General features: G+C 60.6%; 12 protein-coding genes. 10 read left to right on the top strand and 2 right to left on the bottom strand.

Annotated elements, in window-relative coordinates; genetic code table 11:
* The first annotated feature begins 728 nt into the window (after nucleotides 1-728).
* The 7 genes from B5527_RS05860 (at nucleotide 729) to B5527_RS05830 (ending at nucleotide 12,522) form a co-directional block, all read left to right on the top strand.
* Complete coding sequence (locus B5527_RS05860) at nucleotides 729-5,642, top strand: beta strand repeat-containing protein (protein WP_172842488.1); 4,914 nt, start codon at nucleotides 729-731, stop codon at nucleotides 5,640-5,642.
* A gap of 270 nt (nucleotides 5,643-5,912) precedes the next feature.
* Nucleotides 5,913-7,697 (top strand): adenylate/guanylate cyclase domain-containing protein, encoded by a 1,785-nt coding sequence (locus B5527_RS05855; protein ID WP_154072044.1) that lies wholly within the window; start codon nucleotides 5,913-5,915, stop codon nucleotides 7,695-7,697.
* A gap of 59 nt (nucleotides 7,698-7,756) precedes the next feature.
* Nucleotides 7,757-8,044: a DUF1330 domain-containing protein gene (locus tag B5527_RS05850; protein ID WP_079600446.1), complete on the top strand. Its 288-nt coding sequence runs from the start codon at nucleotides 7,757-7,759 to the stop codon at nucleotides 8,042-8,044.
* 340 nt (nucleotides 8,045-8,384) lie between these two features.
* Nucleotides 8,385-8,936, top strand: coding sequence for a GFA family protein (locus tag B5527_RS05845; protein ID WP_197689274.1), 552 nt, complete (start codon nucleotides 8,385-8,387; stop codon nucleotides 8,934-8,936).
* Between the two features lie 304 nt (nucleotides 8,937-9,240).
* Nucleotides 9,241-9,744 (top strand): YidH family protein, encoded by a 504-nt coding sequence (locus tag B5527_RS05840; protein WP_079600445.1) that lies wholly within the window; start codon nucleotides 9,241-9,243, stop codon nucleotides 9,742-9,744.
* A gap of 10 nt (nucleotides 9,745-9,754) precedes the next feature.
* The gene (locus tag B5527_RS05835) at nucleotides 9,755-10,879 is read left to right on the top strand and encodes a sulfite oxidase (protein ID WP_079600444.1); all 1,125 of its coding nucleotides are present in this window, start codon (nucleotides 9,755-9,757) and stop codon (nucleotides 10,877-10,879) included.
* A 275-nt stretch (nucleotides 10,880-11,154) separates the two neighbouring features.
* On the top strand, nucleotides 11,155-12,522 hold the full coding sequence (locus B5527_RS05830; RefSeq protein ID WP_079600443.1) for a sensor histidine kinase: 1,368 nt from the start codon (nucleotides 11,155-11,157) through the stop codon (nucleotides 12,520-12,522).
* A gap of 129 nt (nucleotides 12,523-12,651) precedes the next feature.
* Here the strand turns inward: B5527_RS05830 and B5527_RS05825 are convergent, their stop codons facing one another.
* A complete protein-coding gene (locus tag B5527_RS05825) occupies nucleotides 12,652-13,872 on the bottom strand; it encodes an integrase core domain-containing protein (protein WP_245332352.1) in 1,221 nt (406 codons plus the stop codon).
* 366 nt (nucleotides 13,873-14,238) lie between these two features.
* A complete protein-coding gene (locus B5527_RS05820) occupies nucleotides 14,239-15,570 on the bottom strand; it encodes an MFS transporter (protein WP_079600442.1) in 1,332 nt (443 codons plus the stop codon).
* A gap of 685 nt (nucleotides 15,571-16,255) precedes the next feature.
* Between B5527_RS05820 and B5527_RS05815 the strand changes: the two genes are divergently transcribed.
* From B5527_RS05815 to B5527_RS05800, 3 genes are all read left to right on the top strand, one after another.
* Nucleotides 16,256-16,921 (top strand): DUF2158 domain-containing protein, encoded by a 666-nt coding sequence (locus B5527_RS05815; RefSeq protein ID WP_154072043.1) that lies wholly within the window; start codon nucleotides 16,256-16,258, stop codon nucleotides 16,919-16,921.
* A 424-nt stretch (nucleotides 16,922-17,345) separates the two neighbouring features.
* Nucleotides 17,346-18,746 (top strand): selenium-binding protein SBP56-related protein, encoded by a 1,401-nt coding sequence (locus B5527_RS05805; RefSeq protein ID WP_079600439.1) that lies wholly within the window; start codon nucleotides 17,346-17,348, stop codon nucleotides 18,744-18,746.
* A 2-nt stretch (nucleotides 18,747-18,748) separates the two neighbouring features.
* Nucleotides 18,749-19,429: a hypothetical protein gene (locus B5527_RS05800; RefSeq protein ID WP_079600438.1), complete on the top strand. Its 681-nt coding sequence runs from the start codon at nucleotides 18,749-18,751 to the stop codon at nucleotides 19,427-19,429.
* Nucleotides 19,430-19,503 lie beyond the last annotated feature (74 nt).

The raw sequence follows: 19,503 nt of genomic DNA, 5'->3' as shown, positions 1-19,503 counted from the left end.
TCTTTCAATTGGGCTCTGATTCGATCGGAGCAAATCGTCCAGCGCGGCGTGGAAGCGCTTCCGCGGCGGTCCCCACACTTGCCTCCGCAGTTCAGATGATTTGACTGCTGAAGTCAAAAGTATCATGCGCAGGGGTTTTCACGTTAGACCCGTTGTGTTGCCAGCGGCGGTCAATTACCCCCGAATGAGAAACAGCAGACTCAAGTCGCGCAGGCAGACGCCTTCCTGTCGTGGCCCACTGATTGAGCCATCCGAGAGCGTTTATGGTCGAAATTGCAGCTTTTGAGATGGCGAAGTCGTGCAAGCCCAATCGGTCATCCGGCGCTGGTACAAAGCCGAATGGGGGGAAAACTCGACGCACGGGGCTTCTTGGCACCACCGCGATTGCCGGAATTATTGCCGCACTCTCGGCGTCACCGGTTCACGCAGACGATTCCTGGACTGGCGCTGCCTCGTCTGACTGGTTCAGCGCCGGCAACTGGTCGACAGGCGTTCCGACGGGAAGTACCACCACCTCAATCGATTCAATTTCAGGTGCAGGTGGCGGCCCGAACCCGGTCGTGGAAGGGCCAGGTACCCAGTCCGGCGATTTGACAGTCGGCGTTAACCAAGGAGGATCCCTGACCATCCAGAATGGCGGGGTCCTTGGAAGCGGTTACAGCACCATTGGGCAAAACCCAGGTTCAAACGGCACGGTCACAGTGACCGGATCTGGCTCGAAATGGCAGGTGAAGGACCTGATCGTTGGACAGCGTGGCACTGGTTTGTTGTTCGTTACAGGCGGCGGCACGCTGGTTACCAATGGCCCGGGCGACACCGGTGCAGGAACCGCCCTCATTGGCGGTTTTTTGGGCGGGGACGCTGTCGCAACGGTCGACGGCGTTGGTTCGACCTGGACCAATACGGGCAGACTTTCGGTTGGTTTGGGGGCCTCCGGAACTCTGCTCGTCGGCAATGGCGCTACGGTTTCCTCGGATTTGATCCAAGTCGGAGCCTTCACCGGTTCGGGCGCACTTGTCATCAGCACTGGCGCTACGGTTTCGACCGGGATGATACTAATTGATGGCGGTACACTCACCATCGGGGGGGCCACTGCCATTCCCGTGGCCCCCGGAACCCTAACCACGAGTCTCGGGGTTTCTTTCGGCCCTGGCGTCGTCGGCCGCACCGTTGTCTTCAATCATACGTCCAACAACTACGTCTTTGGATCGCCGATTACGGGGGATGGCTCAGTGATCGTCGAAAACGGAACGACGATCCTCACCGGCGCCAGCACCTACACCGGCGGTACGACCATTGCGGCGGGAACGGTCAGCGTTTCCTCCGACGGCAATCTGGGCAACACGACAGGCGGGCTTACTTTCAACGGCGGCGCCTTGCAGGTGACCGGGACGACATTCAACTCCACCGCGCGGACCATCACCTGGGGCGCCGGCGGCGGCGGTTTCGATATTGACGATGCGGCCAACAATTTCACCGTCTCCCAGGCGCTCACCGGCGGGCCGCTGACCAAGTCCGGCGCCGGCACGCTGACGCTGTCGGGCGCGAACACCTATGCCGGCGCGACCTCGATCAATGGCGGCACGCTGGCGCTTTCCGGTAGTGGCTCGATCGCGGCATCAAGCGGCGTCGCCGACAATGGCACCTTTGACATCTCCGCAGCCGGCACGGGCGTGTTGATCAAGACGCTGTCGGGCACTGGCAAGGTGACGCTGGGCGCCAACACGCTGACATTGTCGAACGGGAGTTCGACCTTCAGCGGTGCGATCGGCGGCAGCGGCGGGCTGACGTTGACGACTGGCACGGAGACGCTATCCGGCACTAACACCTATACCGGCGCAACCACGATCATCGGCGGCACGCTGGCGCTTTCGGGTAATGGCTCGATCGCGACATCGAGCGGCGTCAGCAACAATTTTGGCACCTTTGACATCTCCGCAGCCAGTGCTGGCGTGTCGATCCAGACGCTGTCGGGCAATGGCACGGTGACGCTGGGGGCCAACACGCTGACATTGTCGAACGCGAGTTCGACCTACAGCGGTGCGATCGCCGGCAGCGGCGGGCTGACGTTGACGACCGGCACGGAGACGTTGTCGGGTACGCTCTCCTATCAAGGCAATACGACCGTCAACGGCGGAACGCTTCACGTCACGAACGCCTTTACCGTGCTGTCAACAGCGACGCTGACCGTAAATAATACGGGGACGTACACGATCGATCAGTTGCTCACCAACTCTGGTGCTATCCAGGTCAATGCCGGGGGCACCCTGATCGCGACTGCCGGCGGCATCACCAACAATTTGGGCGCGACCATTGTTAACAACGGCCGGATCGACGATGTCCTCAACAACGCGGGCACCGTCACCAATAACCTCACTTATAACGCGGATGTCGCCACCAACACCGGCACGATTGCCAACAGCGCGACCGGCACCTGGACCGGCAATGTCATCACCAACGCCAGCAATGCGACCGGGATATCCAACGCCGGTACGTGGGTGGGCAACGTTCAGGCCAATACCGGCATGATCGCCAACACCGGGACCTGGACTGGCACGGTCACGAGCTCCGGTACCTTCAATAACAACTCTCCGGGGATGGTTTCTGGCCTGCTGACCAACTCCGGCACGGCAGGCAACGGCGGGACGCTCGGCGGCGGATTGTCCAATACGGCTGGCACAATGACCAACACCGGCACGATTAACGGCGGCGCGACGGTCAGCGGCGGGACCCTCAACACCAATACGTCGACCAGCGCGATCAACGGAGGTCTGACAAATACCGCGACGGTCAACGCGCAAGGTCAGGTCAACGGCTCCATCGCAAACAATGCCGGCGGCACTTTCAACGCGACCGGCGATCTCACTGGCAACAGCACATTTACCAATGCGAATGGCGCCAATCTGAATGTGAACGCCGGCACCTACACTTCGACAGGACTGGTGACGAACAATGGCGCGCTTGCCGTAGCCAACGGTGCGACCCTGACTTCGATGGTAAACGGAATCACCAACAATGCGACCGGCACGATCGGCAACAGCGGAACGATCAATGCCCTTAACCTGGCAAACTACGGTGCCGTGACCAACAATGCCGGTGCGAACTACAATTCAGACCTGGCCAACGAATCCACCGGCACCGTCACGAATTCAGGAAACTGGACCGGCAATCTCACCAGCAATGCGAATAGCCACGCGGGCGCGATCAATAACAGCGGCACCTGGATCGGCAACGCCGACAATGACGCCGGCGCCCTGGTCAACTCCGGAACCTGGACCACGACGACGGGTTTCATCAACGGCGGGACGCTGACCACGACGGGAACAATCTCCGGCGGCCTCACCAACTCGGCGACAGCGAACGCTCTGGGAACGGTTGGCGGCGCAATCCTCAACCACGGCGCCGGCATTTTCACCGTCACCGCCGCGCTGGCCGGCAATGACACGTTCACCAACAACGGCACAGCGCGGTTGAACGTGACCGGCGGCGATTTCACCGGCATCACCACGCTGTCCAACAATTCGACTGCGGCGGCGGGCATCGCGATCGCCACGGGCCGGACGCTGAGCGCGAATTCCGTCGTCAACAGCGCCGGCGCCACGATCGGCAACTCGGGCACGCTGAGTTCGCTGAACTCGGCGGTGTCGAACGCAGGGACGCTAAACACCGATGTTGCGACGAGCATTGTCAATGGCGGTCTTACCAACACTGGAACAGTGACTGCTGCGGGTCAGGTCGATGGCATAATTGCCAATAACGGCGCCGGTACATTTACCGTTGACGGTACGCTCGCCGGCAACAACACGTTCACCAACAACGGCACGGCGCAGCTTATTGTCGCCGCCGGCAGTTTCACCGGCATTACCACGTTGACCAACAATTCGACCGCGGGGGCGGGCATCGTGAACGCCGCGGGCCGGACGCTGAGTGCGAATGCGATCGTCAACAACGCCGGCGCCACCATCAACAACCTGGGAACGATCACGACCAATTCGATGATAGATAACGGCGCCATCACCGGTGCCTACGCGATGGCTGATGGCTGGCTGAGCGGCATCGGCTCCGTGCAAAATCTCGCCGTCAACGGCGGCACGTTCGCACCCGGTAACGGCGCGCCGGGCTCGTCAATGACGGTGACCGGCAGTCTTGCCTTGCAGTCCGGCGCGTTATTTCTGGTACAGATCAATCCGGCACCGGCCTCCTTTGCCAATGTCACGGGCACCGCTTATCTCGGGGGCGCCACGGTCGGCGCAATCTTCGCGGCCGGATCCTATGTCTCAAAGCAATATACCCTCGTCCAGGCGACCGGCACGGTCAGCGGCACGTTCAATCCTGCGGTCGTCAATACCAATCTGCCGTCCAACTTCCACACCAATTTGAGCTATGACACCCATGATGCGTATCTCAATCTGGCGCTGAATTTCGGGATACCGGGGGGCCTCAACGGCAACCAGCAGAATGTCGGCAACGCGCTGACCAATTTCTTCAATGCGACCGGCGGCATTCCGATCGTATTCGGTGCGCTGACGCCAGCCGCCCTGACGCAGGCCTCCGGCGAGATTGCGACCGGGTCGCAGCAGACCACGTTCGATGCGATGAACATGTTCATGGGCGTAATGACCGACCCGTTCATCGGCGGCCGCGGCGACGGGGCAACTACCGGTTCGGACATGACGCCGTTCGCAGAAGAATTCGATGCCGCGAATGCCTATGCGGCGAAAGATTCGGGGCGCAGCCAAAGCGAGAGCGATGCTTACGCCGCGATCTATCGCAAGGCGCCGGCGAAGGTCGCGCCATTCAGTCCGAGCTGGAGCGTTTGGACCGCGGGCTACGGTGGATCGCAAACCACTGACGGCAGTATCGCGCTCGGCTCCAACACGGCGACCAGCAGCGTCTATGGCACGGCTGTTGGAGCCGACTATCGCATCTCGCCGTTTACGATTGCGGGGTTTGCGCTGGCCGGCGGCGGCACCAATTTCAGCGTCGCCAATGGCGGAACCGGCCGTTCCGACCTGTTCCAGGCCGGGGCCTTCATTCGCCACACCGTCGGCCCGGCCTATATCTCCGCTGCACTTGCCTATGGCTGGCAGGACATCACCACCGACCGCACCGTGACCATCGCGGGCGTCGATCAACTGCGCGCGGAGTTCGACGCCAACGCCTTCTCCGGCCGCGCCGAAGGCGGCTATCGCTTTGTCACACCGTGGATGGGCGTCACGCCCTATGCCGCCGGACAGTTCACCACCTTCGATCTGCCGGCCTATGCCGAGCAGGCTTTGTCGGGCGCCAATACGTTCGCCCTTGCTTACGGCTCGAAGAGCGTGACAGACACGCGCACCGAACTCGGTATCCGCACCGACAAATCATACGCGATGCAAGACGCCATCCTGACCCTGCGCGGACGTCTTGCCTGGGCGCATGATTACGACCCCGATCGCTCGATTGCCGCCACCTTCCAGACGCTGCCCGGCGCATCCTTCGTCGTCAACGGCGCGGCACAAGCGAGCGACTCGGCACTGACCACCGCGTCCGCCGAACTGAAATGGCGCAACGGCTGGTCGGCGGCGGCGACCTTCGAGGGCGAGTTCTCCGACGTCACCCGCTCTTACGCCGGCAAGGGTGTGGTCCGGTATGCTTGGTAAGAAGTGTCGACTTCCGTTGATGGCACTTTTCGGACATGCCCGGGTGGTCTGACGACGTCTGCTTCTGAGGTTAGAACGGACTTGCCAAGGAAGCTGGGTCACTTCCGTTTTAGACCCAATGCGGGAATGCCGCGATTCGTCCCCCCTGAACTCACTCTCCACAAGCCGCTTATCTCGTCGCGAAGGGCACCGATTGGCGATATCGATACTGACGTTCGAGGTCTCTCTATGCTATCTTTCCGAGCAATGCAGGCTCGCCGGAGCCATCATATGCCCAACGACCAAGTGGACCGCAGGCTGGCCGCGATTTTCGCCGGCGACATTGCCGGCTATAGCCGGCTGATGGGCGCCGACGAGGAAGGCACGCTGCGCCAGCTCAAGGCGCACCGTAAGGAACTCGTCGATCCTAAGATCACCGAACATCGCGGCCGAATCGTCAAAACGACGGGCGATGGAATGCTCGTGGAATTCGTGAGCGTGGTCGACGCCGTCCGTTGTGCGGTCGATATCCAGCGTGGCATGGCCGAGCGTAACGCCGGGGTTCCGTCGGACGAGCGCATCGAATTCCGCATCGGCATCAATGTCGGCGACATCATTTTCGATGGCGATGACATTTTCGGAGACGGAGTCAATGTGGCGGCGCGTCTGGAGGCGCTGGCCGATCCCGGCGGCATCATGGTTTCGGGCGTCGTGCATGATCAAGTACGCGACAAGCTCAGCTTTGGTTTTGAGGACTTGGGAGAACAGGCGGTCAAAAACATCGCACGTCCGGTCGGCGTTCACCGCGTTCAATTGGCCGAGCAAGTTGCGCCAGGCAAATCGGCGACTGTCGCTGGCAAGATGATGGAGCGGACGGTCTCCGATCGGCCGTCCCTCGCCGTGCTTCCGTTCGCCAATATGAGCGGCGATGCCGAGCAGGAGTATTTCGCCGACGGCATCACCGAAGACATCATCACGGCTCTATCGAAGCTGCGCTGGTTCTTCGTCATCGCCCGGAATTCGTCGTTCATCTACAAAGGTAAAGCAGTCGACGTAAAGCGCGTCGCACGCGAACTCGGCGTTCGCTATGTGCTCGAAGGTAGTGTTCGCAAGAGTGGCAACCGCGTGCGGATCACCGCCCAGCTAGTCGACGCGGCAACCGGCAATCATATTTGGGCGGAACACTATGACGGTGAGTTAAACGACATTTTCGATCTACAAGACCAAGTCACAACGCGCGTGGTGGGTGCAATCGCGCCGAAGCTGGAACAGGTCGAGATTGAACGCGCCAAGCGCAAGCCGACCGAGAGTCTCGATGCATACGACCATTATCTGCGCGGCATGGCTAGCCTTCATCAATGGACCAAGGAATCCAGCGACGAGGCACTTCGGCTATTTTACAGGGCCTTCGAGTTGGACCCTGGGTTTGCGTCGGCATACGGCATGGCTGCTTGGTGTTTCGTCTTGCGGAAGGCGAATAGGTGGATGGCCGACCCTGCTCAAGAGATCGCCGAAGCGGCACGGCTCGCCCGTCGGGCGGTGGATTTGGGGGCGGATGACGCCACGGCACTATCAGGTGCAGGTTATGCGCTCGTCTTTGTTGCGCACGATCTCGATAACGGGTCAGCCATTCTTGATCGAGCGCTCGCGCTCAATCCCAATCACGCTGGAGCTTTGATTAACAGCGGATGGACAAAGGCCTTTCTCGGCGAACCGGAAATGGCCATCAAGCATGTGACCGATGCCATGCGCTTGAGCCCGCTCGATCCAATGAGTTTCCGAACCCTGGGCGCGGTCGCACTCGCTCATTTCATTGCTGGTCGTTATGACGAGGCGTCGTTGTGGGCCGAAAAGGCACTGCGGGAGCGGGCGAATTATCTCCCCGCAATACGCGATCTAGCGGCGTCCAGAGCGCTCGCGGGTCGAGATAGCGAAGCGCAAGCAGCAATGGCGCGCCTGCGCGAAATCGCCCCCGCAATGCGAGTTTCCACTGTCAAAGAATGGCAACCGTTTCGTCGACCTGGCGACCTCGCAAGGCTAGAGGATGGCCTGCGTAAGGCGGGCTTGCCGGAATGATGAGGGGCTGAACTTAACGTCGAGTTGTTTGAAGTCTGCTTTTGGCAAATGGAACGCACATGCCCGCTTATTACATTGGCGAACACATAATCTCTAATGTTGCGTTGTTTGACGACTACCTTGCAAAGGTAGTGCCGATGGTCGAGCGCTTCGGCGGCCGCTATCTCACAAAGGCGGGTTCACACGAAATACTGGAGGGGGATTGGAGACCCAATCGGGTGGTTATCATCGAATTTCCCGATATTGCATCGATCAAAAATTGGTACCGGGCACCGGAATACCAACCGCTCATCGCATTGCGCCGAAGCGCCGCGACCGACGTGATGATTATGCTCGAAGGATTGTGAAGTCTCAACGTAAGGGCCCGACCGTAGTAGAATCTACGACCGCGACCCGGCGGCGTCGGGTCCTCGGATGGATCATGGCTTCAGGTTCAGCTACCCAGTGGCGATTGGATTGCCAGATTCAAAGGCGCGGTCTTTTGGGCCTCGTCTATCTGGTTTGCATCGTCGATTTCCGCTGTTGGCACTTTTCACACGTGCCCGGGTGGTCTGACGACGTCTGCTCCTGAGGGTAGAACGGACTTGCCGAGGAAGCAGGGTCACTTCCGTTTTTGGACCCGTTGCAGACATTTCGCACCACTGCCAACATAGCCTTCTAAATGTGATCCAGGAATGGGAAGTCGCAGTGAACCAGAAGCAGCACAAGCACCTTTCCGCGGCATGCCAATGCGGCAAGGTGAAATTCGAGGCCGTTGGCCCGCCGATTCTGACCGCCTCCTGCTATTGCACGAGCTGCCAAGAAGCCGGACGCCGGTTCGAGGAGATGGCTTCCGCGCCGTCCGTGCTCGATTCCGACAGTGGATCAGCCTACATCCTGTATCGAAAGGATCGAGTGCAATGCGTGATGGGGCAGGAGTATCTCGAAGAGCATCGGCTCAAGCCGGATTCCCCGACCCGGCGGGTCGTTGCCACGTGCTGCAATTCGGCAATGTTCCTCGACGTAACCAAAGGGCACTGGCTGTCGATGTACCGGAACCGGTTTCCGACAGGCGCGCCGCCGCTTGAAATGCGGCTCATGACGAAAGAGCGGCGCGCCGGCGTCGAGCTTGCCGATGACTTGCCGAATTATCGTGGTCACTCCGGCAAGTTCATGTTGAAGCTGATCGCCGCCTGGATTGCGATGGGTCTGCGCAGGCCCGAAATCACCTTGGGAAAGACCGTCCGCGGGGCGCAATAGGCGCTGGCCATATTGCGCCTGCAGCAAGCTCGATTCCAGCATTGGGAGTGGTACGACGCAATCAGCCGAAACGGCTATTACGCCCTGCCGCCAGCGAGCGCGAAGCGTCCGACCACCGGGACGCGTCCGGGCCTGGGTCAGTCGTGCTGGCGAGAGCCAGCCCGCCCGTGTAAGCGAACGCCCCGGCCACTCTTGATAGGAGGCGGTCCGATCGGAGTCGCCTCCTACATCAAACGATTCTCCAGCCATCCAAATCGAGCGCAGCCAACTCAAGATTAAACTCGAATTTAATGGGCAAGTCGGCATGGGCCGCCACCTCAAGTATCGCACACCAGAAGGCTGCGCGATCCGTAGAGCCGGTGAAGTTGAAATGGACACGCCCATCGAAGCAAAGCCAGCGGCTGACCTGGGGAACTATCTGGCGGAAGAGCGAACGTTTCTCGCCTGGATTCGCACCGGCATCGCGTTGATGGGATTCGGGTTCGTGGTGGCGCGCTTCGGGATTCTCCTGGAGCAGCTCCACTTAGCGCAACGGTTTTCCGCCGCCCAGCTCCACGAGTTTTCACCCTGGTTTGGAGTCGCGCTCATCATCACCGGCGCACTCGTGAATCTGTTTTCCGCACGGCGTTTTATGCACCTGGCCGACGAAGTGGACCGGAACCAGTTCGCAGATCGCTCGCTCTCCAGGCAAGGTGTGTTCATGGCTTCGTTCCTGGCGCTGGTCGGCATTGCCATGACCATTTACCTGATCTTGTTTCTGGCGCAGCCGCCGGACGCGGCATTCGCCAGCATCGCAATCGGCAAATAAGGAGAGGATCATGGAAGGCTTGGAAAAACGCTACGCCGACAACACGATTCAGTTCCCTTCCGCGGGTCTCACCATCCGGCAAAAGGAGCCAAAGAATCTGGAGGCTCCCTTCGACCGGATCGACTCATATCTCACTCCCACAGAACTGTTCTACATCCGCAGCCATTTTCCGATACCAGCCTTGGACCGTGCCTCGTATCAACTACGCATCGACGGTGCGGTCAGGCGTCCATTCACATTGAGCTACGATGAGCTGCGCGGCATGCCGTCCGAGACCCGGGTGGCGACTCTGGAGTGCGCCGGTAATAGCCGAGTCTTTCTCGTCCCGCAGGTGCGAGGCGCTCAGTGGGAACTCGGAGCCGTCAGCAATGCAGAATGGACTGGTGTGCCCCTTAGAGCATTGCTGGAGCGCGCCGGGCTGGAGGAAGACGCTTGCGAGATTGTGCTCGTAGGCGCGGATCGCGGAACACCTACAGAAGAACCTGTACCTCCCGAACCGATATCGTTTGCCTGGAGCCTGCCCCGGGCCAAGGCAATTCAGCCGGAAGTTTTGATCGCCTACCAGATGAACGGCCGCGATCTTCCGCGGGATCACGGATTTCCGGCCCGCGCAATTGTTCCTGGACATTATGGAATGGCGTCCGTCAAGTGGCTGACGGGTATCGACGCCGTACGCGAACCGTTTCAGGGTTATTGGCAGACATCGGATTATGCCTACTGGGCTTCGATGGATGGAAAGCCCGTGCGGCGCCCGTTGGGAGAAATGCAGCTCAAGTCCGAAATCGCGCGACCACGTGTCTACGAGACCCTTGCCCCGAACCAGATCTACACGGTTTCCGGCGCTGCATGGACGGGCGAGACCGACGTGACCGAGATTGCAGTGAGCACCGATGGTGGCCGGACCTGGGCTCAGGCAGAATTCCTGGACCCTGTGCGAAGGCACGGGTGGCGACGGTGGAAATTCGATTGGCTGACACCGAAAGAACCGGGACAGTACACATTGCTGGCTCGCGCCAAGGACGCGGACGGCCGGATCCAACCTGACAAGCACGACCAGAACTACGGCACCTACGTGATCAACTACCCCCTCCCAATTGACGTGTTCATAGATGGTTCCGAAGGCGTGCGATCGTGACGCCGGAGCACGTCCGCTGCACTTCCGTTCTTGGCATCTTTGAGACGTGCCGACGGAGTCAGAAAATGTCTGCTCTTTGGAATAGACCGGAAGTGGGCTGCGCGCAGCCAAAATGACGCGTTTGACGCCGAGCAGACCTCAGACATACGGTCACATTTCTCTGGTTCGAAAGGCTCATGGTGCTCGCACTTTGCCGCGCGGCCCTTTAGACTGCCTAGCTCCCAGTTTGAGGGGATGAGGACCGTTCCGTTTGCAACAGACGGAGACGTGACCGGATGGAACAGAGCAAGCCCCGCGGCGGCCCTAAAACCCCTCGCCGCCGACGTGTTGCCGACCGCTTGGAGCTGCAAGAGCAAGTCACCGAACTCGCTGCGCAGCAGGCGGCGGTGTCGGAAGTACTGCGCTCCATTGCCAACTCGCCGCACGAGCTGGAGCCCATCTTCGACACAATAACCGCCAATGCCACCCGCCTCTGCAGAGCCGAAGTGGGCGCCTTGATACTCTTCGAGGAACACGGCTATCGCATTGTTGCGCGAACAGGTGTGGCAGATACGTACTACGTCAAGGGCCACCTGTATCCCGTCAGTGAAGGCGCTCCCTCCGCGCGAATGGTCAAAACCAGGTCGCCGGTCCACATCGCCGACTTGACGGCAGATCAAGCTTATCTCCAGCGCGTACCCGGCCTGGTGGCTCTCGTGGAACAGATAGGCGTCCGGAGCTATCTGCTCGTCCCCATGCTGAAAGATGATGAATTAGTCGGCGGAATTACCATCGTCCGCGCCCACGTGCAGCCATTCACGGACAAGCAGATTGAGTTGGTCACGGCCTTTGCCGCGCAAGCTACGATCGCATTGGAGATCACCCGTCGCGAGCGGCAACTTCGGCAGGCGCAGACCGAGCTGGCACACGCAACTCGGGTCGTAGCAATGGGGCACCTTACGAGTTCGCTTGCTCATGAACTCAAGCAACCGCTTTGCGCTGTGGCCGCCAATGCGGCTGCCAGCTCGCGCTGGCTGACGAGAGAACCGGCCCAGATCGAAAACGCGAAACGATCCATTGAGTGCATCATCAAGGACGTCGAGCGAGCCAACTCGGTGATAGACCGGGTCCATAGTCTGGTGAAAAAAGCTGCCCCACGGAAGGATACGATCAATATCAACGATGCAATCCTGGAGGTTATGACCGTGGTCCGCGGCGAGGTAGTGAAGAACCGAATCAGGGTGCAGACGCAATTGTCAGACAGCCTGCCGCACGTTCGGGGAGATCTGGTCCAACTTCAACAAGTGATGCTCAATCTGATCATCAACGCCATTCAGGCGATGAGCGGCCCCGCTGACAGCCCCCGTGAACTGCGTATCAGCACCGAGAGCACCAAGGAAGAGGTGCGCGTCGCGGTGCGGGATACGGGTCCCGGCTTGAGCGCGGACAACCTCCAGCTGCCGTTCGAGCCATTCTACACAACAAAACCCAGCGGCATGGGCATGGGACTGTCGATATGCCGCGTCATCGTCGAAGAACACGGCGGACGGCTGTGGGCGAGCGAAAACGAGCCACGGGGCGCCCTGTTTCAGTTCACGCTGCCGCCAACCGACGGGGCAGATCGCGATCAGATCGATGCTTCCCTCGACGCATCGCGATATTAGAGCGCTTTCCACTTCTAATGCTTCATCCTTCGAGCGGCATCGCTTGGCGATGCTCTTCACTCCCCTCCCTCCACGCGCCCTTGCGCGTGGTGGGGAGGGGTCGGGGGTGGGGGTAGTGCGGCGGTAGGTTCAACCGGCATGATTGTCGACACTTTGGACCGGCATGATCCCCGACAGTTTGGGTTGAGCGGCCTGTTCACCCGGGTCGCGGAGCCGCTCACGAAGCGGAGCGAACCGGGTGAACAGGCCGCGGCGATCGATGAGGCCGATGTCCAGATCGCAGAAGCGCACGATGTGGTCACCGGTCTGGAGCTCAGCAACGCCAACAAGTTCATCCACCAGCGCTTCACCGATGAATACAAACTCGCCTTTCCATTTGATCTCGCCGTTGCCGCGGACGCGACGGACCTGATGATCGGCGTCGTACCAGGGATCTTCCGCGCGCGGCGGCATGGTGCGCGGGGAGCGGCTGTAGAACTCTGCCGGCGGCCGTTGGTCCAGCGCTTCGTGCGGACGTTCCTCGTTGTAATGCTTTCGGAACATGTCAAAGCGGGCCTGCTGCTCGGGTGCGTTGCTGGCTGGCGGGACCGAGGTCTGTGCCTTCAGCGTGCGGTGCATGCGCTCGTGTCGGCCATTCTCCTGCGGCGAGGCGGGATGGATGAAGTGCGGTGTGATGCCGAGCTTCATCCACCAGGCCGACAGCCGGGTGAGACCGCCCGGGCCACGCGAGCCGAACGGCGAACCATTGTCGCAGCGGATCGCAAGCGGCAGGCCATGCTCACGGAAAGCCCGTTCAAAACAGGGGCGAACGCCCTCAATAGTGGGGGCGACAATGCGGAGTTCGATCAGAAAACGGCTGTGACTGTCTGCTACCGTCAAGGGATCGATCCGCCGCTGGTCGCGGGTGCGAAACCAGCCCTTGAAGTCCGTACTCCACTCATCATTGGCGCTCGTCACCGGCGTGCAGGGCCGCCGCTGGTCGAGCGGGCGACGGCGCCGCTTCACCGGCGAGACCAAGCCTGCGCGCTTGAGAATGTCCCCGATCGTCGAGGCGGCAGGCCAGGCGATCTCGGGGGCATCCCGATCAAGCACCGCCAACAGCTTGCGCGGCCCCAGATACGGAAATCGCCGCCGCGCCGCGATCACCTTCTCTGCAATCGCACCGTTCGTGGTCTGCCAACACTGCAAGGGCGCATGCGAGCGGTCCTGAAACCAGGCCGGATCGCCGCTCTCTTTCCGCTTGCGCCATTCGTAAAACGTGTCGCGGCAAATCCCGTAGCGCCGGCACACCTCCGATACGCTCCAGTTCCCGCTCTCGTACTCCAAAAACATCCGAATACGCTCTTCCATCCGACCGGTCTCTCTAAATGGCATCGAAGGGTCCTCCCTCCGGCGCATTCTGAAACCTGTCGGGAATCATCCCGGTCTAAAATGTCGGGAATCTATCCGGTCCGTACCGGCAATCACCCATGCAGCCGTTCCGGCCGATAGACCCCCCACCCCCGACCCCTCCCCGCCGCTTTGCGGGGGGAGGGGAGAAGAAAAGTGTGCTGGCTCATGTGAGATGGAAAGCACTCTAGCCGCCGGGAAATGGCAGCTTCCGGCACCTTTCGGATCCGTCAGGGATTTGAGCTCGACAGGAATATCCCTGGTCTCAATGTCAACGAGAACATCGGCAGGGTGCCGTCAAAGCTTGCGAATGCGTGACTTGCCCCGTCAGCAGGATCGGGACGGCTCTTGCTGAACTGTTTTCACGGGCGCTGTTTCAGGCATCATGACCATGGCGCCTAAGCCCACCGCCGCGGCGAACAGCATGTACCATGCCGGCGCCAGCGCGTTGCCGGTCGCGTGAATCAACCAGGTGACAATCAGTTGCGCGGTGCCGCCAAAGCTGGCGATGGCAACGGCATAGATTGTCGCAAAAGCGCTGCCGCGTATCCTCTTGGGCAGGTTTTCCGTCAGCGCGACGTAGAAGGCGCTGTAGGGAATGCTGCCGACGAGCGATAGCAATCCGAAGCCACCCAAGAGGGCCATGGCGCTGCGCGAATCCACAATCCACAGGAAAACCGGGTAGGTCAGGAGCAGTGCCGCCAATTGCGGCCATACCATCACCGGCCAGCGCCCGAAGCGGTCCGACAACCAGCCACCGTAAAGCGCCGCGGCGATGCCGAGACCGTTGCCTACAACTGTGGTCGCGAAAGCAAGATCGGCCGCAATATGCAATGTGTTCTCGGCATAGGTCGTCATGTATTGGGTGACGTAGGTGTTGATCGTGCCGCTGGCCAGAATGAGCAGAGCCAGAATAATGATCCGCGCATTAGCCCTTATGACGCCGATTGGTTTGCGGGCGGCTTGTATCCCGGCCGCATCGGTTTCGGCGCCGTGTACGGTCTCGGGCAAACCGCTGCGCATCCAGAGGCCGAATGGCAGGCAAACCGCGCCGAGGAGAAAGGCGATGCGCCACCCGTAAGCGTCCAGCGCCGCGCTATCCATGGATTCCGAAAGCACGACGCCGACAAATGCGCCAGCGGTCGCGGCAATTTGCTGGCTCGCCGGCTGCCATGAAACGGCAAGTCCCCGCCTGCCCGGTTCGGCCGCCTCCATCAGATAGGCCGTGGTGGGACCCACCTCGCCGCCGAGCGAGAACCCCTGCACCATTCGCGCGACGATGACGATGATCGGGGCAGCGATGCCGATGGTTTCGTAGGAGGGTGTGACGGCCAGCGTGATGATCGCGAAGCCCATGATGACGAAGCTCAGGATCATCGCGGGCCGGCGTCCCACCCGGTCGGAATAGGACCCGATCACGATGCCACCTATCGGCCGGGTCACGAACCCCGCTCCGAACGTAGCAAGGGACAGCATCAGACTGGCATATTCGCTGTGCGAGGGAAAAAACGTGTGGCCGATCTGGACCGCGAAAAAGCTGTAAGTGATGAAATCATAGAATTCGAGCATATTGCCGACGGTCGCGCCGAGAATGGCGCGACTGCCGAACGCCGGTAAAGCTTTTCCGGCCGAATGCCCGTCTAGCTCGGTTTTCGACATTCTTTCCCCTTCGCTTGTTTGAGCGCAGTGAGCGCGAGAGTTCAATCGCCAAGGTCAATCCGGCGGGACCCGCGCCCCGGATTTTTTGGCGAATGACCCCGGAGGCGACATTCGTGCTTTCCAGATGGAGCCTATGTCGAAACAAAAAAGCCCCGAACGATGCCGGTGGCTTTTTGAGTTCAAAGGTTCGAGATCAGCACTTCGCGACCGGTTCCAGTCCCCGATGCGTTACCAAAATTGACGTCAATTTATTCGGCTTTGACGCTCCGGTTTGGTTGATTTGTTTCACGCTTGATGTCGGTTCGAGCTGTCACGCAGATTTTCAATTCATAAACCTGAATTTAGTTGAGGCAACAAGCAGGTTTTCCCATTTTCAGTCTATCGCGGCCTCGGCATTTGTTTTGCTGGGGCACGCCGGCGTCGGACAAGGCCCCCGGTGCGGACGGCCCCGTCCAGTCCAAAGGAGAATGTCATGAGACGACGATTGATGGTGGTCTTGGCAGGCGCGGCGCTTGTCGGCAGCCTTCTAGCGACTGATGCACAGGCACGCGGAGGCGGAGGACACGGAGGCGGTGGACATGGAGGCGGTGGCGTCGCTCACGTCGGCCGTTTCGGCGGCGCGCATATCGGGGCTCGCGCCGGAGGTATTGCCGGACGTCATGTTGGAGGTATCGGCGGACGTTATATGGCGGGCGTCTCCCGAGTTGCCGTTGGCCGTACGGCGGGAACTGGCTATGGAACGCGGATTGGTCATGGAACGAGCATTCGCTACGGAACGCGGATTAGCCATGGAACGGGCATTCGCTTCGGAACGCGGATTGGCAATGGAACGGGCATCCGCTTCGGAACGCGGATTGGCAATGGAACGGGCATTCGCTTCGGAAACGGCATTCACTTCGGAAACGGCATTTTCGCTGATCGCCTTTCAGGTTTAGGAGCGGCGGAGTTTGCACAAACCGCGACATTCAACGACGCCGCCGCTGCCGATATGCCCGCGCCCGCATCCGGTGCGGTCCAACAACCGCCCGTCGGAGGCACGTCGGGAGAGGCGTTTTCGGGTCCAGGCTTGATCACAGTTGGTGGCAATGCCGTCCCCACAAAAACAGGCACAAAGCCAGCAGACACAAAAACAGTAGGAATGGCTCCGGCCTCTTCCGGCTCTGCCCCCTCAAACACACAGAACAAGGCCGCACCTGCATTTCGGACTGGCAGTCTTGTTCGGCTGCGTTCAGGAGGACCATTGATGACCGTCAAAGATATCAAGGGCGATCAGGTGGATTGCTTCTGGACCGACGTGAATGACCAGATTAACGCCGACAGTTTCCCGGTTGACGTGCTCCAGCAGCAATAAGAGTTCCTGCCGCGGCGCGCTGTCGCCGACTCGCCGAGGAGGCGGGGTCACTTTCTTGCGGGACTGACCGGTCACAGCCGAGCTTTGGCACTTTTGGCGATGTCCGGTTCTGGGCCGCCGCCAGCGGAAACGAACTCTGCGCAGACGTCGGCTTTCGGTAGCGATCGACCCAACTACGACAATCTGCCGCCGATGATTGGCGAGCAGTGACTCGGCATTCTCCCATAACGACCCGCATGCTCCTTTCAACGGCCGGCCGATTTCGGCCGTCACCTTGCTGATTACCCGGCGGCTTCGATGGTGTATTGTGGCGATCGGCCGAACCCGGCGGCAGCTCTCGCGACAGCAACCCAACAAGTCCGATTTGCTGCTGCATGCCGCCGAGACGTTTTAGCATGCGTCCACACACCAGGGAGGCAGTCCGATGACAATGAGGCCCGACCCGACGTTCCACGCATCGCCGAAGCTTGCAATGGAAGCGCCGCCCGAAAGCTTCGCCTATACCTTGCTGCTCAGCCCCGACTTCTCAAAACCCGATGCGCTCGCGGTGGTCGACGTGAAGCAGGGATCACCGACCTACAGCCAGATCGTCCACACGGTAACGATGCCGAACAAGGGCGACGAGTTTCACCATTTCGGATGGAATGCCTGCTCATCTTCCTTGTCGCCGCTCTCCGGACACGCATTCCTCGAACGGCGCTATCTGATCATCCCCGGCATCCGGTCCTCGCGCATTTATGTCGTGGATACCAAACCTGATCCGACCCAGGCCAGGATTCACAAAATCATCGAGCCCGAGGAAATCTTCAGGAAGACTGGATACTCGCGGCCGCACACGATCCACTGCGGTCCGGATGGCATCTACGTCAGCACGCTCGGCGGCGGTGGCAAGGATGGTACCGATGGACCGCCCGGTGTCTTCATCATGGACTGCGAGACGTTCGAGGTGCTCGGACGGTGGGAGATCGACCGTGGTCCGCAAACGCTGGAGTATGACTTCTGGTGGAACCTGCCGCGCGATTACATGGTGACCAGCGAGTGGGGATTGCCGCCGCAGTTCGAGAACGGGATCGTGCCAGAGGATCTGCTCTCGAACAAGTATGGCCACCGAATCCACTTCTGGGATCTGCGGGCGCGGCGAAACGTCCAGACCATCGATCTCGGCGCCAATCATCAAATGGCACTGGAAGTGCGGCCGGCGCACGATCCCGTTCGCGAGCACGGCTTCCTTGGCATCGTGGTCGACAGCACCAACCTCGAAGGCTCAATCTGGACCTGGTGGCGCGAGGACGGCAAGTTCCACATCGAGAAGACGGCGACGATTCCGCCGGAAGCGGCGCCCAAGGAACAGCTGCCACCCCTCTTGCAAGGCTTCGGCGCCGTGCCGCCGCTGGTCACCGACATCGACCTGTCGATGGATGACAGGTTTCTCTACGTCTCTTGCTGGGGCACCGGCGAGATGCGTCAATACGATGTCAGCGATCCCAGAAAGCCAAAGCTGACGGGCTCCGTGCATACCGGCGGCATTGTTCGCCGCACGCCTCATCCGAGCGGCAAGACTTATGCGGGCGGTCCCCAAATGGTCGAGATCAGCCGCGACGGCAAACGGGTGTACTGGACCAACTCCCTCTACTCGACCTGGGACAACCAGTTCTATCCCGAGGGAATACCGGGCGCCGAGGTCATGGCCAATGCAGGTCCAAACGGTGGCCTGGAATTGGCCAGGGATTATTGGGTGGGCTTCCCCGACGGCTACCGCGCGCATCAAATCCGGCTGGACGGCGGCGACTGCTCGACCGATTCGTTCTGCTATCCCTCGGCCTAGAGTTGAGCGGAGCCGATTGGACCGTTGCCGGACTGTGGCTGGCTGTCGTCGCGAGCGGTCTCTATCACGGGATCAATCCGGGGATGGGGTGGCCGCTCGCTGTTTCGGCGGGACTGATGGAAAAGAGCTCGCGCGCCCTGTTCAGGGCGCTTGGGCCATTATGGGCAGGCCACCTGCTGGCCATGCTTCTGGTCATTCTCCCCTTCGCGCTGCTCCTCGCCCTGGTCGAATGGCAGCGACCGATCCGGTTCGGCGCCAGCCTTTTGGTCATCGGATTCGGTGTCTTCCGGCTTCTCAATCAACGCCATCCACGCGCGCTCGCCCGAATACGGCCGACGCAACTGGGGCTGTGGTCCTTCGCGGTAGCGATTGCCCATGGCGCTGGATTGATGCTGGTGCCGATCTATCTCGGGCTGTGCCAGGCCGCGGCCCTGGACACCGGCCACGAGGCGGCATCGAGGCTCATCGATAGCAATCTGGGCATGGCCCTGCTGGTGTCGGTAGCGCACTCCGCCGCGATGATCGCGGCCGGCGGATGCGCGGCGTGGCTGGTTTACCGCTATCTCGGCGTACAATTCGTGGCCCGAAGCTGGTTCAACCTGGACGCAGCCTGGGCCGTCAGCCTCATTCTGGTCGGGACTATCGCGCTGGCGATCAGCCTCACCGGCGGAAGCCCCACATAGCCAGAGCATGAGGGCGATCAAGCCCCATAAGACAACATCGCTGTCACACTAAATCTCGTTTTCTGAATAACTTT

The sequence above is a fragment of the Bradyrhizobium erythrophlei genome (assembly GCF_900129425.1).
Classification (GTDB): domain Bacteria; phylum Pseudomonadota; class Alphaproteobacteria; order Rhizobiales; family Xanthobacteraceae; genus Bradyrhizobium; species Bradyrhizobium erythrophlei_C.
Note: the sequence above shows the minus strand (reverse complement) of the source record. Positions and strands in the feature narration are given on the sequence as shown.